Raw genomic sequence first — 23,596 nt, 5'->3', positions numbered from 1 at the left:
CGCCGCCCGGCTCGCCGCCGTCACCGAAAGGATCGAGGCCGCTCGGGCCGCCGCCTGCCGCGAACCGGGCGCGGTGCGGCTGCTGCCGGTCACCAAGTTCCACCCGGCGACCGATATCGCCATCCTCTACGGCCTCGGCTGTCGCGCCTTCGGCGAATCCCGCGAACAGGAGGCGACCGCCAAGGTCGCCGAGCTGACACCGGCTCTCGCCGAGCCGGTGGCCTGGCACATGATCGGCCGGTTGCAGCGCAACAAGGCGAAGACCGTGGCCCGCTGGGCGCACACCGTGCAATCGGTGGACAGCGAGCGGCTCGCCACCGCGCTGGACACCGCGGCCGCCGCCGCGCTGGACGCGGGGGAGCGCACCGCCCCGCTGCGGGTGCTGCTCCAGATCAGCCTGGACACCGACCCGGGAAGGGGCGGCGTTGCACCCGCCGATCTGCCCGCGCTGGCCGACCGCGTCGCGGCCGCCCCCGCGCTGGAACTCGCTGGCCTGATGGCGATTCCGCCGCTGGACGCCGAGCCGGACGGTGCCTTCGCGCGGCTGGCGAGTCTGCACGCCCGGTTGCGGGCCGATCACCCGGGCGCGAGCGAACTCTCGGCGGGCATGTCGGGCGATCTGGAATCAGCTGTGGCACACGGTTCCACCTGTGTGCGTGTCGGTACCGCGCTCCTGGGTACACGCCCGATAACCTCGGGCTAGCAAAGAAACCTCATCAGTCACATTCGACACATATGCTGGGGACTGACGAGGGGTGCTGAGCAAGACTTCAACACCCGGCCGCCACCGGGGCCGAAGGAAGGTCGACCAGATGAGCACGCTGCACAAGTTCAAGGCGTACTTCGGCATGGTTCCACTCGACGAGTACGAGGACGACTATGTCGACGACCGGGCCCCGCACGGCATCGACGACCGCGGCCCCCGGCGCTCGCGCGCGCGTGAATTCGACCGGGAGTACGGCGCGTACAGCCGCTACGGCTCCCCCTCCGACGGCTACGGCGACGAGCACTACGCCGCCGAATCCGACTACCCCGAGCCCGCCTACAAGTCGCCCTACTCCGGCGGCTACCCGCCGCTGCCCCGGCGCGAGGAGTACGCCGACGAGGGGTACGCCGACGACCGGTACGAGCCGCCACCGCGCCGCCCCACCCGGATCGACTCCGCGGCGGCGGGGCGGTTCCGCGCGGCGGGCGGCGGCGCGCCGATGATGCGGGGGGCCACCCGCGGCGCGCTCGCCGTCGATCCCGAGGCGGAGGAGCGCCGGCTCGAGGAGCGCATGCGCGCCGAGCCGGTCGCCACCAGGCGGCCGGGGATCTTCGAGGACGGAGGTCCCTTGTCCAAGATCACCACGCTGCGCCCGCGGGACTACAGCGAGGCGCGCATCATCGGCGAGCGCTTCCGTGAGGGCAACCCGGTGATCATGGACCTGGTCGACCTGAGCAACGCCGACGCCAAGCGGCTGGTCGACTTCGCCGCCGGGCTGGCGTTCGCGCTGCGTGGCTCGTTCGACAAGGTGGCCACCAAGGTGTTCCTGCTCTCACCGGCGGACGTCGACGTCTCGGCGGAGGAGCGTCGCCGGATCGCGGAAACCGGCTTCTACAACCAGAAGTAACGGCGTTGCCAGCGGGCACCGCGCCGGTCCGGCCGAGCCGGACCGGCGCGGTCGTTTTGCGCGTCGCCGATTTTCGGGCAGAGTGATGTCGTGGTGGTCTTCGCGGTGCTCTACTTCGTCCTGTTCATCTTCTGGTTGCTGCTGATCAGCCGGGTGATCGTGGAGTTCATCCGCAGCTTCGCCCGCGACTGGCGCCCGACCGGGTTCGTGGTGGTCGTGCTCGAGGTGATCTTCACGATCACGGATCCGCCGGTGAAACTCCTGAGGCGCTTGATACCACCGGTGTCGCTGGGGGGAATTCGGCTCGATCTGTCGATTATGGTCCTGCTATTCATCGTGTTCATCCTGATGTCCATCGTGGGCAGGCTCGGGCAGCCCGTAGCTCCCGTGTGACAGAATGGTCCGGGAACGAGATGTCAGATCTGCCAGATCTCCAAAAGACGCGTGAAGGGATCCTTCGATGCCGCTGACCCCAGCTGATGTGCACAACGTCGCGTTCAGCAAACCGCCGATCGGGAAGCGCGGCTACAACGAGGACGAGGTCGACGCGTTCCTGGATCTGGTGGAGCAGGAGCTGTCGCGGCTGATCGAGGAGAACGCCGATCTGCGGCAGCGGGTCGCCGAGCTGGACGCCGAGCTGACGGACGCCAAGAAGAACCGCGGCCCCGGCCCCGGCATCGTGAAACCCCCGGTCCAGCAGGCGCCGCCGCCAGAACCGATCAAACAGCCGATACCACCCGCCCCGCAGCCGCCGATGCCCGCGGTACCGGCTGCGGAGAGCCAGGGCGTCGACGCGAACCTGCAGGCGGCGAAGGTGCTCAGCCTGGCCCAGGAGATGGCCGACCGGCTCACCAGCGACGCCAAGAGCGAGGCGGAGAACCTGCTCTCCAACGCGCGAGCGAACTCCGAGCGACTCGTCGCCGATGCCCGCAACCGCTCCGACTCGATGATCGCGGACGCGCGGCAGAAGTCCGACTCCATGCTCTCCGACGCGCAGACCCGTTCGGACAATCAGCTCCGCCAGGCCAAGGAGAAGGCGGACGCGCTGCAGGCCGACGCCGAGCGCAAGCACACCGAGATCATGGCGACCATCACCCAGCAGCGCAGCGTGCTGGAGAGCCGGATCGAGCAGCTCAAGACCTTCGAGCGGGAGTACCGGGTGCGGCTGAAGTCCTACCTGGAATCGCAGCTGGAGGAGCTGGAGAACCGCGGCTCCGCGGTCCCGGTGGACGACGGCGGCTTCGATACCGGTGCGAACAGCCTCGCGCCCGCCTCCTTCGCCAAGGGCGGCAAGTAGACTTGTAGCAGGGTCCGTTCGGCAGTTGCCGAGCGGTAGCGCGTCCTGTCGAGTCTCCACTGGGGGTCACCGTGCTGGTATTGACGCTGGTGCTCGCGGCGATCGGCTTCGCCCTGCTCGTGACCGCCCTGACCACCGGCTCGGTGCTCTGGGCCTGGGGCTGCATCGTGGTGTGCGTGCTCGGGGCAGTGCTGTTGCTGGCGAGTGCGCTCGGCGGCGGGGGCGCCGCGGAGGGCGATCGCGAACCCGCTCCCAAAAGAGTTGACCGCCGCCGATAGACTGAAACCTGTACGGCATCGATCCGGCCATCACCGGGGAGCCTTCGGAAGAACGGCGCGCGCTCCGCGCCAAGTAGAACCGAACGGGTGAGCCCGTCACAGCTCGCAACGAGAGGTCCGGCCGCAGCGCGGCCAGGGCAAGCGGGGTGGTACCGCGGTCTCGGCGCATCCGCGCCAGGGTCGTCCCCGTGCCAGCGAACCGCGCCGATGGGCGCGGCGGCACGGAGGAGACCCGACACCGCCATGGCGGACGACACTTCCCGCAGCGCGTACCCGCGCGTCGACCTCGCCGCGGGCGCCGGCTCGGCGTTCCCGGAGCTGGAGCGCCGCGTGCTCGACGCGTGGGCGGCCGACGACACCTTCCGGGCGAGTATCGAAAACCGTTCCGCGGCACCGGAGTTCGTCTTCTACGACGGACCGCCGTTTGCCAACGGGCTGCCGCATTACGGCCATTTGCTCACCGGATACGTGAAAGACCTCGTTCCGCGTTACCGGACGATGCGCGGAAACCGCGTCGACCGGCGCTTCGGATGGGACTGTCACGGGCTGCCCGCGGAAATCGAAGCGGAAAAGCAGCTCGGTATCACGGACAAATCACAGATCGACGCCATGGGGCTCGCCGAATTCAATGCGGCGTGCAAGTCCTCGGTGCTGCGCTATACCGGGGAATGGCGTGACTACGTCACCCGCCAGGCCCGCTGGGTCGACTTCGACAACGACTACAAGACGCTCGATCTCGACTTCATGGAGTCGGTCATGTGGGCGTTCAAGACGCTGTACGACAAGGGGCTGATCTACCAGGGCTTCCGGGTGCTGCCGTACAGCTGGTACGAGCAGACGCCGCTGTCGAACCAGGAGACCCGGCTCGACGACGCCTACAAGATGCGCCAGGATCCGGCGGTCACCGTCGACATGGTGCTGCGGGTGCCGGACGACCACCCGCTGCGTGAACTCGACGGCGCAGCGGCGGTCATCTGGACGACGACGCCGTGGACGCTGCCGTCGAACCTGGCGATCGCGGTGCACCCCGACCTCACCTACGTGCACCTGCGCGGCGCCGACGGCAAGCGCTACCTGCTGGCCGCGGAGCGGGTTTCGCACTACGCGCGCGAGCTGGGCGAGGAGCCGGAGGTGCTCTCCGAGCACGTCGGCGCCGCGCTGGTCGACCTCGCCTACACCCCGGCCTTCGACTTCTTCGCCGGCCACCCGAACGCGCACCGGGTGCTCGCCGCGGAGTACGTGACCACCGATTCCGGTACCGGCGTCGTGCATCTCGCGCCCGCGTTCGGCGAGGAGGACATGGACGTCTGCGTCGCCAACGGCATCGAGCTGGTGCAGCCGCTGGACCAGGGCGGCAAGTTCACCTCGATGGTGCCGCCGTACGAGGGGCTGATGGTCTTCGACGCCAACCCGGTGATCATCAAGGACCTCAGGGCGGCCGGAAAGCTGCTGCGGCACGAGACGATCGAGCACTCCTACCCGCACAGTTGGCGCTCCGGGCAGCCGCTCATCTACATGGCGGTGCCGTCCTGGTTCGTCGCGGTGACCAAGTTCCGTGACCGGATGGTCGAGCTGAACAAGCAGATCACCTGGGTGCCCGAGCACATCAGGGACGGCCAGTTCGGCAAGTGGCTGGAGGGCGCGCGGGACTGGAACATCAGCCGGAACCGCTACTGGGGCAGCCCGATCCCGGTCTGGAGCTCCGACGACCCGGCCCACCCCCGGCTCGACGTGTACGGCTCGCTGGACGAGCTGGAGCGCGACTTCGGCGTCCGCCCCACCGACCTGCACCGGCCCATGATCGACGAGCTGACCCGGCCGAACCCGGACGACCCGACGGGCAGGTCCACCATGCGCCGGGTGCCGGAGGTGCTCGACTGCTGGTTCGAGTCCGGCTCCATGCCGTACGCCCAGGTGCACTATCCGTTCGAGAACAAGGAGTGGTTCGACGGCCACTTCCCCGGCGACTTCATCGTCGAGTACAACGGCCAGACCCGCGGCTGGTTCTACACGCTGCACGTGCTCGCCACCGCGCTCTTCGACAGCCCGGCGTTCGAGACCGTCGCGGCGCACGGCATCGTGCTCGGCGAGGACGGGCTCAAGATGAGCAAGTCCAAGGGCAACTACCCGGACGTCAAGGAGGTGTTCGACCGGGACGGCTCGGATGCCATGCGCTGGTTCCTGATGAGCTCGCCGATCCTGCGCGGCGGCAACCTCATCGTCACCGAGCGCGGGATCCGCGAGGGGGTCTCGCACGCGCTCCGGCCGCTCTGGAACGCCTGGACCTTCCTGCAGCTCTACGCCACCGAGCCGGGCACCTGGCGCACCGACTCGCCGCACGTGCTCGACCGGTACATCCTGGCCAAGCTCGCGGCCACCCGCGACGTGGTCACCGCGGCGCTGGAGGAGTACGACATCGCCGGTGCCTGCGACGAGCTGCGCAGCTTCGCCGACGCGCTCACCAACTGGTACGTGCGCCGGAGCCGGAACCGGTTCTGGAGCGAGGACCGGGACGCGGTCGACACCCTGCACACCGTGCTGGAGGTGGTGACCAGGCTGGCCGCGCCGCTGCTGCCGCTGATCACCGAGGTGATCTGGCGCGGGCTCACCGGCGGGCGCTCGGTGCACCTCACCGACTGGCCCGCCGATGGCGAGCTGCCGCACGACGCCGAGCTGGTCGCCACCATGGACGAGGTGCGGGTGGTCTGCTCCACCGTGCTGAGCCTGCGCAAGGCGAAGAAGCTGCGGGTGCGGTTGCCGCTCTCCGAGGTGACGATCGCGGCGGCCGACGCCGAGCGGCTGCGGGACTACGCCGACGTGATCGCCGACGAGGTGAACGTCAAGAAGGTGACGCTCACCACCGACGTGGACGCGCACGGGCGGTTCGAGCTGACCGTGAACGCGCGGGTGGCCGGGCCTCGGCTCGGCAAGCAGGTGCAGACGGTGATCAAGGCGGTCAAGGCGGGGGACTGGGCGGAGGACGCCGACGGCGTGGTGCGCGTGGCCGATGTCGCGCTGCTGCCGGAGGAGTACAGCAGGCGGCTGGTCGCGGCCTCGCCGGAGTCCACTGCCGCGCTGCCGGGGAATGCCGGGCTCGTCGTGCTGGACGACACCGTCACCGAGGAGCTGGAAGCGGAGGGGTGGGCTCGGGATCTCATCCGCGATCTGCAGGAGACGCGGAAGTCGCTCGGGTTGGACGTCTCCGATCGGATCAGCGTCGTTCTCGACGTGCCCGCCGAGCAGCGGGCGTGGGCCGAGCGCCATGCGGCGTTGATCGGCGGCGAGATCCTCGCCACGTCACTGGATTTCGGTCCGGCCGGGGATGACGCGCCCGTCGTCTGCGGTGGGGTCAGGGTGGCTGTCGCCAAGGTGTGAGAGGGTTTTTCCGGGGGGACTGACGTCCCCCCGGACCCTCTGCCAGGTGCGGCAGGGTTCCCCCGGGGACTCAGTCCTGCGGCACGCAGAGGTCGCGGAGCAACGCACCGTACTCGGGGTGCGCCAACGCGGAGGCGAACTGCGCGACCAGGTAGTCGGCCGGGTTGCCGGTGTCGTACCAGCGCCCCGAGATCACCTGCCCGAACACCGGATTCGCCGCGGCGTAGGTATTGATGGCATCCGTCAGGTAGATCTCCCCGGTCCGGTGCCGATACCACTCCGTGGTCTGCGCCCGCAGCTCGTCGACGATCCCCGGCGTCACCACGTACCCGCCGATCGCGGCGAACGAGGACGGCGCGTCCGCGGACTTCGGCTTCTCCCGCAACCCGGTGATCCGGAGCAACCCGGCCCCCCGATCCTCGGCGACCACCGGAACCCCGTAGCGCTGCGAATCCGCCGGATCCATCGGCAGCAGTGCGAGCACCGGCGCCCCGGTGCTCTCGTAGGCGTCGATGAGCTGCTGCGCCCGCGGCACCTCGGCGACGAAGACGTCGTCCGGCCAGAGCACCAGCATGGGCTCGTCGCCCGCGTGCCGCGCGGCATTGAGCACCGGCGTCCCGTTGCCGTACGGCCCGTGCTGGTCCAGGTAGGTGATGTGCCCGCGCCGGGAGAGCTCCCCGACCTCCTCGACGGCGTCGGCGAACGCGGTCTTCCCGTCCGAGCGCAGCTGTGCGACGAGCGCGGGGTTGGGGCGGAAGTGGTCCTGGATCAGCGACTTCCCACCGCTGACCACGATGGTGATGTCGGTGATGCCCGAGGCGACCAGTTCGCGCACGGTGTGCTCGATGACCGGCTTGTCGCCGACCGGAAGCATCTCCTTGGGGATCGCCTTGGTCAGCGGCAGCAGCCGGGAGCCGATTCCGGCGGCCGGAATCACGGCCTTGCGGATCTTCATGCGCCGATCATCACACAGCGACCACCGGTCGGCGCGGAGCCCCCGATCCGGGCGGGGATTCGGCACCCGCCCCCGTTTTCCGGCCTGGTCACGGCGTTCGCTGTCGGTGGGCGGGCGTAGATTCTCCAGCCGTGCGAACCGCCCGCAGCCCCGCCTCGGTACCGGCGGTGCCGTACGCCCGGCTCCCGGGTGCGGGGCACCGGTGACGACCGGTCAGGCGGCCCGCCGCTGGGTGCTGCACATCGACATGGACGCCTTCTTCGCCTCGGTGGAGCAGCTCACCCGGCCCACGCTGCGCGGGCGCCCGGTGCTGGTCGGCGGGGTCGGGCAGCGCGGGGTGGTGGCCGGGGCCAGCTACGAGTCCCGGGTCTACGGCGCGCGCTCGGCCATGCCGATGCATCAGGCCAGGCGGCTGGTGGGGAGTACCGCGGTGGTGCTCCCCCCGCGCGGCGCGGTCTACGGCACCGTGAGCGGACAGGTGTTCGACGCGCTGCGCTCGCGGATCCCGGTGCTGGAGACGCTCTCCTTCGACGAGGCGTTCGGCGAGCCGGTCGAGCTGGCCGGCGCGACCGCCGCCGCGGTGACGGAGTTCTGCGCGGAGCTGCGCGCGCTGGTCCGCGAGCGCACCGGGCTGGTCGCCTCGGTCGGCGCAGGCACCGGCAAGCAGCTGGCGAAGATCGCCTCCGGGCTGGCCAAGCCGGACGGTATCCGGGTGATCGCCCCCGCCGAGCAGGACGTGCTGCTCGCCGCGCTGCCGGTGCGCAAGCTGTGGGGGATCGGGCCGGTCGCGGACGGCAGGCTGCGCGCGGCCGGGATCGAGACGGTCGGCGCCTTCGCGGCGCTGCCGGAGCAGGAGGCCGCCGCGCTGCTCGGCGGCAGCGTCGGCGCCGCGCTGCACCGACTGGCCCGCGGCATCGACGACCGCCCGGTCGCCGAGCGCGCCGAGGCCAAGCAGATCAGCGCCGAGACCACCTACGAGCACGACCTGGTGACGCTCGCCCAGCTGCGCCCGGCCATCGACGCCATGGCCGCGGCGGCGTACAAGCGGCTGACCAGGGACGGCAGGGCCGCGCGGACCGTCGTGCTCAAACTCAGGAAGGCGGACATGAGCATCGTGACCCGTTCGGTCACGCTGCCGTACGCGACCACCGATGCCGCCACCCTCGCCACCGCCGCGCAGCGTTCGGCCATCGATCCGATGGAGCTGGGGGCGGTGCGGCTGGTCGGGGTCGGGTACGCCGGGCTCTCCACGGTGCGCCAGGAGTCGCTCTTTCCCGAGCTGGACCGCGACCTGCCCGCCTCGGCGGCACCGGACGACGCCGAGCCCGGCTACTTCCCCGGCGGCGCTGTGCCGCAACCGCTTCCGGTCGCGGCGCGGGATCCGGCGGCGAACGCCGCGCTGCCGCACTGGTACCCGGGGCTGGACGTGGCGCACCCCGAGCACGGGCACGGCTGGGTGCAGGGGGCCGGGCACGGGCGGGTGACGGTGCGGTTCGAGACCCGCTCGACAGGCCCCGGTCCGGCGCGTACGTTCGCTGCCGACGACCCGAGGCTGTCCCGAGCCGACCCGCTCGGCAGCCTTCGCTGACGGTAGCCTGGGTGGCTCGTGCAGCGAACCTCCCCGATATGTGAAGGACGAGCAGTTGAAGCTTCGTAAGACCGGACGAATCGCGATCGCGGGCCTCGCCATCGTCGCGTCGCTTGGCCTGACGGCCTGCGGCGGCGACGACACCGAGAACAAGCCCGCCACCACGACCAGCAAGAGCAGCGCGGCGAGCACCTCCGCGTCGAGCGCCGCGCTGCCCCCGGTCCCGACCGTCGAGCAGCTGAACACCCAGCTCGGCACCGCGCTGGATCCGTCGATCCCGAGCTCGGAGAAGCTGGAGCTGGTGCAGGGCATCGAGGCCGATCCGGAGCTGCCGAACCGGCTCGCCGAAGCCGCCAAGGCGAATGGCGTCACGGTCGCCGTGACCGACGTGACCTCGTTCGGCGAGAGCGTGAACGCCAAGGCCAACTTCGTGCTCAACGGCCAGACCAACGTGGTCGACGTGCCGTTCGTCGCCGAGGACGGCAAGTGGAAGGTCCAGAAGCAGTGGGCCTGCCAGATGCTGACCGCGCTCGGCCAGCAGTCGGCGGCCTGCACCGCCTGATCGCCGCAGTGCACCGGCCCGGCCGGTCACCTCGTTTCCCGGGGTGACCGGCCGGTCGCCGTTCCGGGGCCGGACCCCGGGGCCGGGGCGGGCGATCGCGCGTGGCACGATCGAGCCCCGTGGCCGAAACGATGGTGCGGGCCGGGCGCGAGCCCTCCGTGAACGCCCCGGAGCCCGCTCGATCCCCCGGCGGCGCCCGCCGGTGGGCCGCTCCGGTCGCCCTCATCGCCGGATTGTTCGGCATGCTCTGCGCCATCGCGGTCCCGCTGCTCCCGGTACGGATGGATGTCACCACGCTGGAGTGGCCGCAGCGCGGTACCCCCGGTTCGGTGGAGGCGCCGCTGGTCGCCTACGCCCCGCTGACCTTCGACGCCACCATCCCGTGCGATGCCGTCGAGCAGCTGCCCGAGGGCGGGGTGCTCGCGGCGACCGCGCCGGTCGGCGCCCCCGATCTCGAGCGCTACGGCTTCATCGCCCAGGTGCGGCCCGGTGAAACCACTCGGCTGGACGTGGTGCTGCGCAACCAGGCCCTGCTGAGCACCCCGGTCACCGAGCTGCCGCCGGGCTGCGTGCTCACCCTGCACGCGGACGGCGACGCCGCCACCTTCACCGGTGCGGGCGGTACCGAGGCCACGCTCACCGGTGACTTCCGCCCGCAGGTGGCCGGGCTCTTCAGCGACCTCCCCGACCCGGCCGGTGCGAGCATGCGCGCCGAGGTCGACTCCCGCTTCTCCTCCACGCCCGGCACGCTGAAACTGCTCGCCATCTGGGGTGCCGCGCTGAGCACGGTGCTCGCGCTCGCCGCGCTGTCCGTCCTCGACCGGCGCGACGGCCTGCGCCCGCGCCGGGTGCTGCCCGCGCGCTGGTGGCGGTTCACCCCGCTGGACGGCTTCGTCACCGCGGTCATGGTGCTCTGGTACTTCATCGGCTCCACCACCTCGGACGACGGCTACCAGTTCGGCATGGCCCGCACCTCGGGCACGGCCGGCTACATGGCGAACTACTTCCGCTACTTCGGGGTGCCGGAGAACCCGGTCGGCACGCCGTACTACGACCTGATCCGGATCCTGGCCGAGATCAGCACCGCCAGCCCGTTCGTCCGGCTGCCCGCGCTCTTCGCCGGGCTGCTGATCTGGCTGCTGATCAGCCGCGAGGTCATCCCGCGGTTCGGGGTCGCGGTACGGCACCACCGGGTCGCGCGCTGGACCGGCGCGCTCGCCTTCCTCGCCGTCTGGCTGCCCTACGACAACGGCCTGCGCCCGGAGCCGGTGGTCGCGCTCGGCATCGTGCTCACCTGGTGCTCGATGGAGCGCGCCATCGCCACCCGGCGGCTGCTGCCCGCTGCGGTCGCGGTGCTGGTGGCGGCCTTCGCCTGCACCGCGGGGCCGTCCGGGGTGCTCTGCATCGCCGCGCTGCTGGCCGGGCTGCGGCCGCTGGCGCACATCGTCCGGCGCCGGGCGACCGGCCCGCGCCGGTTCCTGGCCGGGCTCTCACCGGCCGCGCCGATCGGCGCCGCCGGCACGCTGGTGCTGGCGGTGGCCTTCGCCGACCAGCCGCTCAGCGCCATGCGCGAGATGCAGCGGGTGCACGCCATCGCGGGCCCGGACGTCAAGTGGTTCCAGGAGTACCTGCGCTACCAGTACCTGCTGCAGCCGGAGGTGGACGGCTCCTTCGCCCGCCGCGCCGGGATCTTCCTGCTCTTCGCCGGGGTGCTCACCTGCGTGCTGGTCCTGCTGCGCAAGGGCGGGCGGATCCCGACCACGGCCGCCGGGCCGACCCGCCGTGCGCTCGGCACCGCCGTCGGCACGCTGCTGCTGGTGATGGTCACGCCGACCAAGTGGACGCACCACTTCGGCGTCTTCGCCGGGGTCGCGGGGATGGTGGCGGTGCTCGCCGCGGTCGCGGTGGCGCCCGCCGTCATGAAGGCGCCGCGCAACCGGGCGCTCTTCGGCGCCGTCGTCGCCTTCCTGCTCGCGCTGGCCTTCACCGGCGACAACGGCTGGTGGTACGTCTCCTCGTACGGCATCCCCTGGTGGGACAAGCCGGTGTCGCTGGCAGGCATCCAGCTCAGCACGGTGTTCCTGCTGCTGGCCGCCGGGTTGCTCGCGGTGGCGGCGTGGTGGCAGGTGCGGGCGCCGGAGCCGGGGACGCCGCACCACATCTCCGGGTTCGCGCGGCGTCTGTCGGCGATGCCGGTGCTCGCGCTGGCGCTGGCGCTGGCCGTGCTGCTGGAGGTGGCCTCGTTCGGCAAGGCGGCGGTCAGCCGGTATCCGGCGTTCACGCTGGCGAGTTCGAATATCTCGGCGGTGCTTGGCGCGCCCTGCGGGCTGGCGGACGAGGTGCTGGTGGAGACCGATCCGAACGGGTCCGTGCTGGCGCCGCTCACCGGCGACACCGGGGCCGCGCTGGCCGGGACCGGGACCGGGTTCGTGCCCGGCGGGGTCGCCGCCGATCTGCGCCCGGACGACGAGAGCAGCGCATCGGGGAGTATCGCGGACGCGCTCAGCGGCACCACCAACTCCGACACCGCCAACGGCACCCGCTCGGCCGCGCTGCCCTTCGGGCTCGATCCGGCGCGGGTGCCCATGCTCGGCAGCTATGGCTCCGGTGACGCGGGTCCGGCCGAGCTGACCACCGGCTGGTACCGGCTGCCCGCGGAACGGGACGGGATCGTGGCCATCGGCGCGGCCGGGCGGATCCGCTCGGTGGACAGCGACGGGGTGGTGACGCCGGGGCAGACGGTGGAGTTGGAGTACGGGACCGCCGACGGGGTCCCCGGTGGGCGGCTGCTGCCGATCGATATCGGTCCGGCGCCGTCCTGGCGGAATCTGCGGGTGCCGCTCGCGGACATCCCCGCCGGGGCGGACGTGGTGCGGATCGTCGCTGTCGACCGGGACCGGAATCCGGCGCAGTGGATCGCCCTGACGCCACCTCGGGTGCCGCGCACGTCGACCCTGAACGAGGTGGTCGGGTCGTCCGCGCCGGTGCTGCTGGACTGGATGGTCGGGTTGCAGTTCCCCTGCCAGCGGCCGTTCGATCACCGTGACGGCATCGCCGAGGTGCCCGAGTACCGGGTGCTGCCCGACCGCCCCGGCGCCGAGATCACCAGCCTCTGGCAGAACCACGACGGTGGGGGGCCGCTCGGCTGGACCGGGCTGCTGCTGCGCGCCGAGACGCTGCCGACCTATCTCGCGCACGACTGGCGGCGGGACTGGGGTGAACTGCAGCGGTTCGGCCGGATCGATCCGAGTGCTGTCCCGGCGCGGCCGCAAGTGGTGCAGGAGAGCCGGTCCGGGCTGTGGAGCCCGGGGCCTGTCCTCACCGGTTACTGATCGCGTCCTTCGAGGGACTCGCGGGGGCGGCGGTTGGTGCGGGCGCGGAAGAGGGCGTTGGTGCTGAAGATGAGGAGGGCGCACCAGATCAGGGCGAAGCCGGCCCAGCGGGAGGGCCGCATGGGTTCGTGCAGGACGGCGACGCCCCAGAGCATCTGGAGCGCCGGGGTGAGGTACTGCAGCAGGCCCATGGTGGAGAGCGGGACCCGCTGGGCGGCGGTGGCGAAGAGCAGCAGCGGGACCAGGGTGACCGGGCCGGTGGCGACGAGCAGGGCGGTGTGCCCGAGACCGTCGCCGAAGGAGCTCTCGCCGCGCACCGCGAGCACGACCAGGAAGACCAGCGCGATCGGCGCGCCGACCACCCCCTCGGCGGCGACGCTGCGCAGCGCGTCCAGCCGGATCACCTTCTTGACCAGCCCGTAGAGGGCGAACGAACAGGCGAGGACGAGCGCGATCCAGGGCGGGCGACCCAGATCGACGGTCAGGACGAGCACCGCGAGCGTCCCGAGCCCGAGCGCGACCCACTGCGCCGGCGCCAGCCGCTCCCGGAAGATCAGCACCCCGAACGCCACCGTGACCAACGGGTTCACGAAGTAGCCGAGCGCGCACTCGACCACGTTCCCGGAGAGCACCCCGAAGACGTAGACGCCCCAGTTCACCGAGATGGCCAGCGACGCGCCGGCGGCCAGCCGCCAGGTGCGGGCGTCGATCCCGCGCAACTGCCGCAACCGCCCGGTGACCGCGAGCACGATCAGGACGACGACCAGCGTCCAGACGATCCGCTCGGCCAGTACCTCGACCGCCCCGGCGAAGGCCAGCAGCCCGAAGAACGCGGGGAAGAGCCCCCAGAGCAGATACGCCGACGCGCCGAACGCCACCCCGGGTACCGACCGCTTCCGCCACACCCGATCCACGGTAGTTCGCCGCGCCGCGCCGCGTTGCAGGCCGCGGACAGTACCCCCGTAGCCTTGCGGCATGTCTGTTTCCGTCCGAGCGGATGCCGCGACCGGGCTGACCGCGGCCGAGGTCGAGCAGCGCCGCAACGACGGCCGCACCAACGACGTCCCGGCCCGCGCGTCGCGCTCGGTGCGGGAGATCGTGCGCGCCAACGTCTTCACCAGGATCAACGCCATCCTCGGCGTGCTCTTCGTGCTGGTACTGGCCGCCGGATCGCCGATCGACGGCATGTTCGGGCTGCTCATCGTGGCCAACAGCGCGGTCGGCATCATCCAGGAGGTGCGTGCCAAGCGCACCCTGGACGAGCTCGCCATCGTCGGCCAGGCCCGGCCCCTCGTCCGCCGCGACGGGGTCGCCGCCGAGGTGCCGCCCGGCGAGGTGGTGCAGGACGACCTGATCGAGCTCGGCCCCGGCGACCAGATCGTGGTGGACGGCGAGGTGCTCGAGGCCGAGCTGCTCGAGGTGGACGAGTCGCTGCTCACCGGCGAGGCCGACCCGATCGACAAGGAGATCGGCGCCGAGGTGCTCTCCGGCAGCTTCGTGGTCTCCGGCTCCGGGGCGTACCGGGCCACCAAGGTCGGGCGCGAGGCCTACGCCGCCCGGCTCGCCGAGGAGGCGAGCAAGTTCACCCTGGTCCACTCGGAGCTGCGCAGCGGCATCGACCGGATCCTGCGCTTCATCACCTTCCTGCTCGTCCCGGCCGGGCTGCTCAGCATCTACAACCAGCTGTTCTCCAGCCACCAGGGCTGGCAGCCCGCGGTCACCGGCATGGTGGCCGCGCTGGTGCCGATGGTGCCGGAGGGGCTGGTGCTGATGACCTCCATCGCCTTCGCGGTCGGCGTGGTCCGGCTCGGCAGGCGGCAGTGCCTGGTGCAGGAGCTGCCCGCGATCGAGGGGCTGGCCAGGGTGGACGTCGTCTGCGCCGACAAGACCGGCACGCTCACCGAGAACGGTATGCGGCTCGCCGATATCGAGAGCCTGACCGGCGACGACGGCGGCACCGCGCGCACCGCGCTCGCCGCGCTCGCCGCCGACGACCCGCGCCCGAACGCCAGCGTGCAGGCGCTGGCCGAGGCGCTGCCGGAGCGTCCGGAGTGGGGCTCCACCGCGGTCGCCCCCTTCTCCTCGGCCACCAAGTGGAGCGGCCACTCCTACGGCGAGCACGGGAACTGGCTGCTCGGCGCCCCCGACGTGTTGCTCGACCCGCAGTCCTCGGCGGCCCGCAGGGCCGAGCAGCTCGGCGCCGCCGGGCTGCGGGTGCTGCTGCTCGCGCGCGGCGACCGCGCGGTGGACGCGCCTGGCGCCCCCGGCGAGGTCACCCCGGAGGCGCTGGTCGTCCTGGAGCAGAAGGTGCGCCCGGACGCCCGCGAGACCCTCGACTACTTCGCGAAGCAGGACGTCGCCATCAAGGTGATCTCCGGCGACAACGCGGTCTCGGTCGGTGCCGTCGCCGGCTCGCTGGAGCTGCCGGGCGGCGATCACGCCGTCGACGCCCGCACGCTGCCCGACGGCCGTGACGAGCTGGCCGGCCTGCTCGACCGCGAGACCACCTTCGGCCGGGTGCGCCCGGACCAGAAGCGCGCCATGGTCGGCGCGCTGCAGTCCCGCGGCCACACCGTCGCCATGACCGGCGACGGCGTGAACGACGTGCTCGCGCTGAAGGACTCCGACATCGGCGTCGCGATGGGGTCGGGCAGCCCGGCCACCCGCGCGGTGGCGCAGATCGTGTTGCTGGACAACCGCTTCGCGACCCTGCCGTACGTGGTGGGCGAGGGCCGCCGGGTGATCGGCAACATCGAGCGGGTCTCCAACCTCTTCCTCACCAAGACCGTCTACTCGGTGCTGCTCGCCTTCCTGGTCGGGCTGGCCGGGGTCGGCTCGCAGATCTTCGGCTACGACCCGATCGCCTACCCGTTCCTGCCGCGGCACGTCACCATCGCGGCCTGGTTCACCATCGGCATCCCGGCCTTCGTGCTCTCGCTGGCGCCGAACAACGAGCGCGCCCGCACCGGCTTCGTCGCCAGGGTGATGAAGCTGGCCATCCCGTCCGGGGTGATCATCGGCGTCGCCACCTTCGTGGCCTACCTGATCGCCTACGCCGGTCCGGATGCGGGCGAGCAGCAGCGGATCCAGGCGGGCACCACCGCGCTGATCACGCTCATCGTGATCGCGGTGTGGGTGCTGGCGATCGTGGCCCGGCCCTACGTGTGGTGGAAGGTGCTGCTGATCGCCGCCTCGGTGCTGGCCTACGTGCTGCTCTTCTCGCTGCCGTCCACCCGCGAGTTCTTCCTGCTCGACCCCTCGAATCCGCGGCTCACCGCGGCGGCCTTCGGCTGCGGCGCGGTCGGCGTGGTGCTGGTCGAGATCGCCCAGTGGTTCGGCCGCCGCAGCTCCGCGAAGTAGACCCGAACCGCCACCAGAAACCTTGCGGCAAGCGGGCATTCGCGCTCGGTGTACCTTCTGGAGCCATGGAGGTACTGCTGCACCGGATCGACGCGTTCGCGGACGCACCGTTCACCGGGAATCCGGCCGCGGTGATGCCGTTGACCGCGTGGTTGCCCGACGGGTTGCTGCACCGGCTGGCCGAGGAGAACAACCTCTCCGAGACCGCCTTCCTCACCCCCGCGCTGCCCGCCGCCGCCGGGGTGCCGCCCGCCGACCGGCCCGCCTTCCACCTGCGCTGGTTCACCCCGGCAACCGAGGTGGCGCTCTGCGGGCACGCGACCCTCGCCGCCGCCGCGCAGGTGCTGGAGGACCTGCACCCCGGGATCGACGCGGTGTCGTTCTGGACCAGGAGCGGGTGGCTGCACGTGGAGCGCACCGACGACGACGAGTACGTGCTCGACCTGCCCGCGCAGGGGTCGGTGCCGGTGCCGGTGGATCCGGCGCTGGTGGCGGCGCTGCGGGCCGAGCCGGTGGCGGCGTTCTCCGGGGCGGACGAGGTGCTGGTCTTCGGCAGCGAGGCCGAGATCCGTTCGCTGCGCCCGGATTTCGGGGCGTTCCCGGCGGTGCCGCGCGGGGTGGTGGCGACGGCGCCCGGTGCCGCGGTGGAGTTCGTCTCGCGGATGTTCGCGCCGGGGATCGGGGTGCCGGAGGATCCGGTCACCGGGTCGGCGCACGCCCAGCTCGCGCCGATCTGGGCGGAGCGGTTGGGGCGCACGATGTTCCGGGCCAGGCAGTTGTCGCGGCGCGGCGGGGCGCTGCGCGTCGAGCTGGTGGGGGAGCGGGTGCTGGTGGCCGGGCGGTGCAGGCGCTATCTGGACGGGGTGGTCCAGGTGCCGGACGGGTACGTCACGGCGGCGCGGGGGGATGGTGCGGGCTGAGTCAGCGCGGGGGGACCTGGCCGTCGTCCGGCTCGGGGCCGACGGTGCCGTCGGTGCCAGGGAGCAGCGGGGTGACCGCGAAGCGGTCGGCGACGGTGTCGGCGGGGAGCGCCTCGACGGCGCGGACATCGCTGTGCGCGGCCAGTTCCCGCAGCGCGGCGGGGGCGGCGCGCACCACCAGTCCGGCGGTGCAGGCGCAGCCGGCGCGCAGCCGGGCGACGGCCACCTCGTGCACCTGCGCGGCGCGCTGATCCAGGGGCTGGCGGTCGAGCCGGTCGCGCAGGATGTCGGCCGCGGCCGCGGCGGCGGCGGTGATCGCGCTCGCGGAGTCCGGCACCGGGATCGCCACGATCGGGGTCTGCACCCGCTCCAGCGGCACGTGCTCCAGCACCCTGGCCACCCTGATCTCGCCCGCGAGCGCCGGAACCCGTTCCGCCGGGAGGTATTCGGTGAACGAGACCAGCGCCCAGCGCGGCGCGTCGTCGGTCCGCTCCAGGGTGGCGCGCGCTCTGGTCAGGTACGCCGAGACGGCCTCGCCCCGCTCCGGCCCCACCCGGTCGGTGGAGATGCCGGTGGAGCGCGGCGGGGTCTGCGCGCCGATCCCGACGCCGGCGAGTACGAGCAGCCCGATCACCCCGGCGATCAGCCCCTTGCGCCAGCGCGGATCCAAGGGCTCCGAATCCGGAACCTCCGTGCCGTGCTCGCCGTCCACCCCGGGCTCGCCGTGGGCGCCGCGCTCGGTTCGGGCGCCGGGCACGGCATCGGCGCCGGGCCCCGCCGCGCGATCGGGCCCCGCCGCGCGAGCGCCGGGCTCAGGCATCCCGGAGGACGTCGAGCGCGTGCCGCAGATCGTCCGGGTACTCGCTGGTGATCTCCAGCCACCGCCCGTCCGCCGGGTGGTGGAACCCGAGCGCCCGCGCGTGCAACCACTGCCGCTGCAACCCGAGCCGCTCGGCGAGCCGCGGATCGGCACCGTAGGTCAGGTCGCCGCAGCAGGGGTGCCTGATCGCGGAGAAGTGCACCCGGATCTGGTGCGTGCGCCCGGTCTCCAGGTGGATGTCGAGCAGGCTGGCCGCCTGGAACGCCTCCACCGTGTCGTAGTGCGTCACGCTGGGCCGCCCGTCCGCGGTGACCGCGAACTTCCAGTCGTTGCCCCTGGCCCGGCCGATCGGCGCGTCGATGGTGCCGCTGGACGGGTCCGGGTGCCCCTGCACCAGCGCGTGGTAGCGCTTGTCCACCGTCCGCTGCTTGAACGCCCGCTTGAGCACGGTGTACGCATGCTCGGACTGCGCGACCACCATCACCCCCGAGGTCCCGACGTCGAGCCGGTGCACGATGCCCTGCCGCTCGTGCGCGCCGGAGGTGGAGATCCGGTAGCCCGCCGCGGCCAGCCCGCCGACCACGGTCGGGCCGCTCCAGCCGACCCCGGTGTGCGCGGCCACGCCGACCGGCTTGTCCACCGCGACGATGTCGTCGTCGGCGTAGAGGATCCGCATCCCGTCCACCGGCTCGACGTCGACGGTGAGCTCGCGGCGCGGCTCGGGGAACTCGACCTCGAGCCAGGCGCCCGCGATGAGCCGATCCGACTTGCCCGCCGCGACGCCGTCCAGCTGCACCGCGCCCTCGGCGGTGAGCGCCGCCACCGCGGTGCGGGAGAGCCCGAGCAGCCGGGAGAGCCCGGCGTCCACCCGCATGCCGTCCAGCCCGTCCGGAACCGGCATGGTCCTGGTCTCCCTCACGCCGCATCCTCTCGCATGATCGAGGGCCCGCCGTGGCCACGCTGCACTCCCGCCTCCGGGCCTGACTCGCTCATGCGGCATCCTCCTTGCCCGCAGCCGCCTTGCCGGTACTCCTGGTGCCGTCCGGCTCGAAACCGAAGACGGTCAGCGCGACCAGCAGGATCGCGCCGCACACGATGGCCGAGTCGGCGACGTTGAACACCGGCCACCAGCCCACCGCCATGAAGTCGACGACGTGCCCCTGCAGCGGGCCGGGCGCGCGGAAGAGCCGGTCGGTGAGGTTGCCGAGCGCGCCGCCGAGCACCATGCCGAGCCCGACCGCCCACCACGGCGAGCGCAGCGTGCTGCCGATCCGGATCACCGCGACCACAACGCCCGCCGCCACCAGGGTGAGCAGCCAGGTCATCCCGGTGGCCATGGAGAAGGCGGCGCCCGGGTTGCGCACCAGGGAGAACCGGACGACGTCGCCGATCAGGTACACCGGGTCGCCCGGGGTCAGCTTCGCCACGGCGATGCTCTTGGTGAGCAGGTCGAGGCCGTAGAGCACGGCGGCCAGGACGAGCAGCAGCGGCAGCCGCTTCGGCCCGGGCCCGGAGGCCGCGGGCTCGGTGCTCGCTCGGCTGTCGCCGGCTGCGGCCGGCTCGTTGTCGGCGGGGCGGTCGTCGGTCACGACGACCATCATCGCTCGAGCCGGCCCGGCGATTCGCCCCGGATGTCCCAGGCTGCGCTCAGGAACCGGTCGTACGCTGATGCACGTGACGGTGTTGTCTTCTCCCCTGGCTCCCCGGGCGACCCGCTCGGGGGTGTTTCTGATGGTGCTCGCGGTCGGGCTCTCCGCGCTCGGCATCGGGTGCAGCGACGGCGGGGAGCCCGGCAGCGACCTGGAAGCCACCGAGCCGCTCGGCTACGGCAAGGAGGTGACGGTGCCGATCTCGGCGGCCGTCACCACGCTGGTGTACCCGGGCGAGGAGCCGCGCGCGCCGCTGCGCCCGCACTACGCCGTCGGCACGGTGCAGCAGGTGACGCTGCGCACCGACCACAACATCGAGCAGATCATCAACGACCAGCAGCCGCGTGACTTCTCGAACCCGGAGATGACCATCCCGATGACCGCCGAGGCGGATGCGGACGGTATCGACCTGGTGCTCGGCAATGTCACCACCGACGACCCGGTGCTGGCCAAGGCGCTCACCGACGCGGGCGGCTCGCACGCGGGCTTCGAGATGAGCGAGCTGGGCGCCATCACCGCGCTCCGGCTCGCCCCGTCCCCCGATACCTCGAACACCGCGCGCGCCGCGCTGGAACAGGCCTTCTACCAGGCGGTGTACCGCTCGGTGACCTTCCCGGACGAGCCGGTCGGCGTCGGCGCCATGTGGACGGTGCGGCAGGAGGTGACCGGCGGCGTCCTGCTGGACCAGGTCACCACCGCGACGCTCACCGAGCGCGACGGCGACCGGCTCACGCTGCAGCTCGACGTCTCGCAGACGCCCAAGTCGGCGGTCTGGTCGCTGCCGAACGACGCGGGGACGCTGCAGATCGAGGACTACCGGATGACCGGGTCCGGCACGATCACCGTCGACCTGGGGCTGCCGCTGCCGGTGGCCGGTTCGATCACCGTCGGCGGGCACCAGGCGTACCGGGACGCGCGCAGCGACAGCATGCTGCAGCAGACGATCAATACCCAGGTCTCGTGGGGCGAGTGAGACAGGCGGGTACGCCCGCGTTCGTCCGGAGGGCGGGGCGTGCCACGCGCGGGCCCGCCGGTGCCGTGCTGGTGGCGCTCGTCCTGGCCGGGTGCGGGGACGACGAACCGGTGGCTCCCGCGCCGTCCGGTGGGCTGCCGTCGTTCGGCGCTCCCGTCACCGCGGCGCCGGTCACCGGCCCCGGCCCCGCCGGGTCGGCGGAGCTGCTGAACCGGCTGCTCTCCAGCACCGACCTGCCAGGCAGCTTCACCCCGCTGCCGCCGCGCGACCCGGGCGCCGGCGCGAGCACCGACGCCACCGACCCGGCCGCCTGCGTCGCCGTGCTCACCCCCGTCGCCGCGCAGGCGCCGGGCGCCCGCGCGGACGCCGCGGTGCAGTACGCGGGCCCCGACTTCTCCAGCATCGACATCGACGCCGCCGCCTACCCGGCCGACGGGGTCGCCGCCGCGCTGGCGACGGTGCAGCGCACCCTGCGCGAGTGCGTGACCTTCACCGACATCGCCCCGCCGGAGAACGCGGGCGACCCGTCGATCAGCTACGAGGTGGCCCCGTTCGACCAGCCGGCCGCCGGCGACAGCAGCACCGCCTACCAGGTCCTGGTCCGCGCCGACGAGCTGACGCTGCACTCCGCCGTCGCCCTGGTGCAGGTCGGTGACACCCTCACCCAGATCGCGGTGACCGCCCCCGAATCGGTCCAGCCGGAGGTGCTGAGCGCGCTCACCGCCCAGCAGGTCCGCAGGCTCCGCGGCATCGCAGGCCCCTGACGTCGGACGCTCCGCCGCCCGCGGCGCCGGGCACGTCGCCGCGGGTCAGCCCGCGACGATGGAATCGCCCTCGACCCTGACGACCTTGGCGGCGAGCGGCTTCTTCGCCGGACCCGCCACCGCCGTGCCGTCCAGCGCGAACTTGCTGCCGTGGCAGACGCAGTCGATGGCGCCGTCCTGGATCTCGGTCACCGTGCAGCCCGCGTGCGTGCAGGTCGACGAGAGCCCGACGTAGTTGCCCGGCGTGGGCTGGGTGATCACGGTGTCACCGACGATCACCCCGCCGCCGACCGGAACGTCCGCGGTCTTGGCCAGCGCCGGAATGGGCGCGCCCGGCTCGGCGGTGCCCGGTGCGGCCGGGGCGGGAGCGGCCGGCTCGGCACCGTAGGTACTGCACCCGGCGACCGCGGCGGCCGCCGCGGCGACACCGGCACCGAGCACGACGCCGCGCCTGCTCACGGTGGGGGATGTGGTCATGGGAAGCTCCATTCGGATCAGAGGACGAGGCCGTTGTTCTGGAAGAACCACAGCGCGGAGGTGAGCCAGACGCCGACCAGCCCGGCGAAGAGCACGCCGCCCGCGACCGGGATCACCCAGCCGGGCAACCCCTTGCGCGTGAGCAGCAGCATCTTGGCGACGAAGGCGCCGTAGAAGAAGCAGCCGAACAGCGAGTGCGCCAGCACCCGCGGCTCGCCGTGCTGGAAACCGAGCGCGTACAGGCAGTGCACCGCCACCGGGGTGGCGGCGAGCACCGCGAGCCGCCCGGACCAGGCGTGCGCCGCGCCGAACCAGCTCGGGGCGGTGCACCCGGGAATCCGGCCGTACATGGCGGCGGCCGAGCCGAGCTGGAACACCGCGAGCACCGTCGCCAGCGTCGCCAGCCAGGACTTCACCGAGGTCGGGCTGGAGAACCCGGCGACGTTCACCGAGAAGAACCGGGGGTCGTGCAGGGTGCCGTACGCCCCGAGCGCCACCGCGACGGCGGCGCCGATCAGCACGGCGCCGAGGATCACCACGCTCGGGGCGGCGGTGCGCTGCTCAGCCGACACCGTCGCCACCCCCGATCCGGGTCGCGGTGGTGGGCAGTGGACCCGCCGGGGCGGTCGCGCCGTCGGCGCCGCGGCGCACGCCGGTCACGCCGCCGGAGCCGTCCACGATCCAGCTCTGCCGCACGCCGCTGTCGGTGGCGGCGTAGAGCCCGGCCTCGCCGGTCACGACCGGTGCGGTGAACTCCCAGCTCTTGTCGCCGATCCAGAGCGTGCCGCGCACGGCGCCGCCGCCTGCCCTGCCCTCCAGCCGGGCCCCGTTCCTGCCCTCCAGCTTCGCGACGTCATCGATGACCCGGCCCTGCAGCCAGGTCTCGACCGCCGCGCCGTCGCAGGCGTACGCGGTGACCGCGCCGTCCTCGACGGTGATCGCCAGGGTGAGCGGCGGTCCGGCGGCCCTGGTGATCGTGCCGACGTAGTCGGCCTTCGCGGGGAAGGGCGCCGAGGCAGGCGCCGGACCGGTTGCGGCCGCGGGGCTCGGCGCGGCGGTGGGCGGAACCACCGACGCCGCGGGCGCTGTCGCCGCGGCTGGCGCCGGCTCCTCCTTGGACATATTGACGCCGAGCAGGGCCAGGCCCAGCACGGCGGCCGCTGCGAGAGTGAGCAGCGGGCCACGACGTGTCATCGTTCGCTCCGATCAGGTGACGAACGCGGGAGTGACCGGTGCCTGCGGGCTGAGCACCGGTACCGCGTTTCACCCCGACCACGGCACGGCCGCCCCCGATGGTTCACCGCACTCGGGAATTCGCTCCGAGTGCGGCGTGTCGTCGGCGTGTCCCCGAAAGGCGAACGACCCGGCCACCTCTCGTCGGTGGCCGGGTCGCGCGCGAATCGATCAGTCGGCCCTGGTACCCGCGATGGCGGTGAAGACGGTGGGGTCGACCAGGGTGCTGGTATCGCCCAGCTCCCTGCCCTCCGCGACGTCGCGCAGCAGCCTGCGCATGATCTTCCCACTGCGCGTCTTCGGCAGCTCCGGCACGATGTGGATCTCCCGCGGCTTGGCGATCGGGCTGATCTCCTTGGCCACGTGCTTACCGAGCTCGGCGGTGAGCGCCTCCACCGCG

Annotated in this window: 22 protein-coding genes; 13 read left to right on the top strand and 9 right to left on the bottom strand. The window is 72.3% G+C overall.

The features are described from left to right. From ACFO0B_RS28650 to ileS, 6 genes are all read left to right on the top strand, one after another. Window positions 1-703 (top strand): YggS family pyridoxal phosphate-dependent enzyme (locus ACFO0B_RS28650; protein WP_378616326.1); only part of this gene is annotated, 703 nt, incomplete at its 5' end. A gap of 109 nt (window positions 704-812) precedes the next feature. Continuing rightward, window positions 813-1,613 (top strand): cell division protein SepF, encoded by an 801-nt coding sequence (locus ACFO0B_RS28645; protein ID WP_378616324.1) that lies wholly within the window; start codon window positions 813-815, stop codon window positions 1,611-1,613. 90 nt (window positions 1,614-1,703) lie between these two features. Further along, window positions 1,704-2,006, top strand: a complete 303-nt coding sequence (locus ACFO0B_RS28640; RefSeq protein WP_067655253.1) for a YggT family protein — start codon at window positions 1,704-1,706, stop codon at window positions 2,004-2,006. A 67-nt stretch (window positions 2,007-2,073) separates the two neighbouring features. After that, window positions 2,074-2,910, top strand: coding sequence for a DivIVA-like cell division protein Wag31 (gene wag31 / locus ACFO0B_RS28635; protein WP_378616322.1), 837 nt, complete (start codon window positions 2,074-2,076; stop codon window positions 2,908-2,910). 71 nt (window positions 2,911-2,981) lie between these two features. Further along, window positions 2,982-3,188, top strand: coding sequence for a hypothetical protein (locus ACFO0B_RS28630; protein WP_378616320.1), 207 nt, complete (start codon window positions 2,982-2,984; stop codon window positions 3,186-3,188). 243 nt (window positions 3,189-3,431) lie between these two features. Beyond that, entirely contained in the window at window positions 3,432-6,563 is a 3,132-nt protein-coding gene (gene ileS / locus ACFO0B_RS28625) for an isoleucine--tRNA ligase (RefSeq protein WP_378616318.1), read from the top strand. 70 nt (window positions 6,564-6,633) lie between these two features. On the opposite strand, the gene ACFO0B_RS28620 is transcribed toward ileS, so the two are convergent. Then, on the bottom strand, window positions 6,634-7,518 hold the full coding sequence (locus ACFO0B_RS28620; RefSeq protein WP_378616316.1) for a UTP--glucose-1-phosphate uridylyltransferase: 885 nt from the start codon (window positions 7,516-7,518) through the stop codon (window positions 6,634-6,636). A 247-nt stretch (window positions 7,519-7,765) separates the two neighbouring features. Here ACFO0B_RS28620 and ACFO0B_RS28615 point away from each other — a divergent pair, with 247 nt between their 5' ends. From ACFO0B_RS28615 to ACFO0B_RS28605, 3 genes are all read left to right on the top strand, one after another. Next, a complete protein-coding gene (locus ACFO0B_RS28615; protein WP_378617245.1) occupies window positions 7,766-9,106 on the top strand; it encodes a DNA polymerase IV in 1,341 nt (446 codons plus the stop codon). A gap of 55 nt (window positions 9,107-9,161) precedes the next feature. Next, the gene (locus ACFO0B_RS28610; protein WP_378616314.1) at window positions 9,162-9,668 is read left to right on the top strand and encodes a hypothetical protein; all 507 of its coding nucleotides are present in this window, start codon (window positions 9,162-9,164) and stop codon (window positions 9,666-9,668) included. A 131-nt stretch (window positions 9,669-9,799) separates the two neighbouring features. Further along, window positions 9,800-13,000: an arabinosyltransferase domain-containing protein gene (locus ACFO0B_RS28605; RefSeq protein ID WP_378617243.1), complete on the top strand. Its 3,201-nt coding sequence runs from the start codon at window positions 9,800-9,802 to the stop codon at window positions 12,998-13,000. On the opposite strand, the gene rarD is transcribed toward ACFO0B_RS28605, so the two are convergent. After that, complete coding sequence (gene rarD / locus ACFO0B_RS28600) at window positions 12,994-13,905, bottom strand: EamA family transporter RarD (protein ID WP_378616312.1); 912 nt, start codon at window positions 13,903-13,905, stop codon at window positions 12,994-12,996. The genes ACFO0B_RS28605 and rarD overlap by 7 nt on opposite strands. A gap of 70 nt (window positions 13,906-13,975) precedes the next feature. On the opposite strand from rarD, the gene ACFO0B_RS28595 reads away from it, so the two are divergent. Both ACFO0B_RS28595 and ACFO0B_RS28590 read left to right on the top strand, forming a co-directional pair. Further along, window positions 13,976-16,360 (top strand): cation-translocating P-type ATPase, encoded by a 2,385-nt coding sequence (locus tag ACFO0B_RS28595; RefSeq protein ID WP_378616310.1) that lies wholly within the window; start codon window positions 13,976-13,978, stop codon window positions 16,358-16,360. 65 nt (window positions 16,361-16,425) lie between these two features. Beyond that, window positions 16,426-17,280, top strand: a complete 855-nt coding sequence (locus ACFO0B_RS28590; protein ID WP_378616308.1) for a PhzF family phenazine biosynthesis protein — start codon at window positions 16,426-16,428, stop codon at window positions 17,278-17,280. A 1-nt stretch (window position 17,281) separates the two neighbouring features. On the opposite strand, the gene ACFO0B_RS28585 is transcribed toward ACFO0B_RS28590, so the two are convergent. From ACFO0B_RS28585 to lspA, 3 genes are all read right to left on the bottom strand, one after another. After that, entirely contained in the window at window positions 17,282-18,100 is an 819-nt protein-coding gene (locus ACFO0B_RS28585) for a hypothetical protein (protein WP_378616306.1), read from the bottom strand. Further along, a complete protein-coding gene (locus ACFO0B_RS28580; RefSeq protein ID WP_378616304.1) occupies window positions 18,093-19,019 on the bottom strand; it encodes an RluA family pseudouridine synthase in 927 nt (308 codons plus the stop codon). Before ACFO0B_RS28580 ends, ACFO0B_RS28585 begins: the two co-directional genes overlap by 8 nt. A gap of 70 nt (window positions 19,020-19,089) precedes the next feature. Then, the gene (gene lspA, locus ACFO0B_RS28575; RefSeq protein WP_378617242.1) at window positions 19,090-19,698 is read right to left on the bottom strand and encodes a signal peptidase II; all 609 of its coding nucleotides are present in this window, start codon (window positions 19,696-19,698) and stop codon (window positions 19,090-19,092) included. Window positions 19,699-19,831: 133 nt separating this feature from the next. Here lspA and ACFO0B_RS28570 point away from each other — a divergent pair, with 133 nt between their 5' ends. Both ACFO0B_RS28570 and ACFO0B_RS28565 read left to right on the top strand, forming a co-directional pair. Then, the gene (locus tag ACFO0B_RS28570; RefSeq protein WP_378616302.1) at window positions 19,832-20,722 is read left to right on the top strand and encodes a hypothetical protein; all 891 of its coding nucleotides are present in this window, start codon (window positions 19,832-19,834) and stop codon (window positions 20,720-20,722) included. A 71-nt stretch (window positions 20,723-20,793) separates the two neighbouring features. After that, window positions 20,794-21,486, top strand: coding sequence for a hypothetical protein (locus tag ACFO0B_RS28565; protein ID WP_378616300.1), 693 nt, complete (start codon window positions 20,794-20,796; stop codon window positions 21,484-21,486). 45 nt (window positions 21,487-21,531) lie between these two features. Here ACFO0B_RS28565 and ACFO0B_RS28560 read toward each other — a convergent pair whose 3' ends face one another. The 4 genes from ACFO0B_RS28560 to ACFO0B_RS28545 form a co-directional block, all read right to left on the bottom strand. Further along, window positions 21,532-21,963, bottom strand: a complete 432-nt coding sequence (locus tag ACFO0B_RS28560) for a QcrA and Rieske domain-containing protein (protein WP_378616298.1) — start codon at window positions 21,961-21,963, stop codon at window positions 21,532-21,534. Window positions 21,964-21,980: 17 nt separating this feature from the next. Continuing rightward, a complete protein-coding gene (locus ACFO0B_RS28555) occupies window positions 21,981-22,535 on the bottom strand; it encodes a DUF6529 family protein (RefSeq protein ID WP_378616296.1) in 555 nt (184 codons plus the stop codon). After that, entirely contained in the window at window positions 22,525-23,157 is a 633-nt protein-coding gene (locus ACFO0B_RS28550) for a hypothetical protein (RefSeq protein ID WP_378616294.1), read from the bottom strand. The genes ACFO0B_RS28555 and ACFO0B_RS28550 overlap by 11 nt, the downstream gene beginning before the upstream one ends. Window positions 23,158-23,367: 210 nt before the next feature. Continuing rightward, window positions 23,368-23,596 (bottom strand): AMP-binding enzyme (locus ACFO0B_RS28545; RefSeq protein ID WP_449289808.1); only part of this gene is annotated, 229 nt, incomplete at its 5' end.

The organism is Nocardia jiangsuensis (assembly GCF_042650385.1).
Taxonomy (GTDB): domain Bacteria; phylum Actinomycetota; class Actinomycetes; order Mycobacteriales; family Mycobacteriaceae; genus Nocardia; species Nocardia jiangsuensis.
Note: the sequence above shows the minus strand (reverse complement) of the source record. Positions and strands in the feature narration are given on the sequence as shown.

Bases quoted from the DNA above. Each gene is read 5' to 3' on its own strand.
- ACFO0B_RS28645 (WP_378616324.1), top strand. From the start codon at position 813: ATGAGCACGCTGCACAAGTTCAAGGCGTACTTCGGCATGGTTCCACTC.
- wag31 (WP_378616322.1), top strand. From the start codon at position 2,074: ATGCCGCTGACCCCAGCTGATGTGCACAACGTCGCGTTCAGCAAACCG.
- ileS (WP_378616318.1), top strand. From the start codon at position 3,432: ATGGCGGACGACACTTCCCGCAGCGCGTACCCGCGCGTCGACCTCGCC.
- ACFO0B_RS28620 (WP_378616316.1), bottom strand. From the start codon at position 7,518: ATGAAGATCCGCAAGGCCGTGATTCCGGCCGCCGGAATCGGCTCCCGG.
- ACFO0B_RS28615 (WP_378617245.1), top strand. From the start codon at position 7,766: ATGGACGCCTTCTTCGCCTCGGTGGAGCAGCTCACCCGGCCCACGCTG.
- ACFO0B_RS28605 (WP_378617243.1), top strand. From the start codon at position 9,800: ATGGTGCGGGCCGGGCGCGAGCCCTCCGTGAACGCCCCGGAGCCCGCT.
- ACFO0B_RS28595 (WP_378616310.1), top strand. From the start codon at position 13,976: ATGTCTGTTTCCGTCCGAGCGGATGCCGCGACCGGGCTGACCGCGGCC.
- ACFO0B_RS28590 (WP_378616308.1), top strand. From the start codon at position 16,426: ATGGAGGTACTGCTGCACCGGATCGACGCGTTCGCGGACGCACCGTTC.
- ACFO0B_RS28585 (WP_378616306.1), bottom strand. From the start codon at position 18,100: ATGCCTGAGCCCGGCGCTCGCGCGGCGGGGCCCGATCGCGCGGCGGGG.
- lspA (WP_378617242.1), bottom strand. From the start codon at position 19,698: ATGGTCGTCGTGACCGACGACCGCCCCGCCGACAACGAGCCGGCCGCA.
- ACFO0B_RS28570 (WP_378616302.1), top strand. From the start codon at position 19,832: ATGGTGCTCGCGGTCGGGCTCTCCGCGCTCGGCATCGGGTGCAGCGAC.
- ACFO0B_RS28560 (WP_378616298.1), bottom strand. From the start codon at position 21,963: ATGACCACATCCCCCACCGTGAGCAGGCGCGGCGTCGTGCTCGGTGCC.
- ACFO0B_RS28550 (WP_378616294.1), bottom strand. From the start codon at position 23,157: ATGACACGTCGTGGCCCGCTGCTCACTCTCGCAGCGGCCGCCGTGCTG.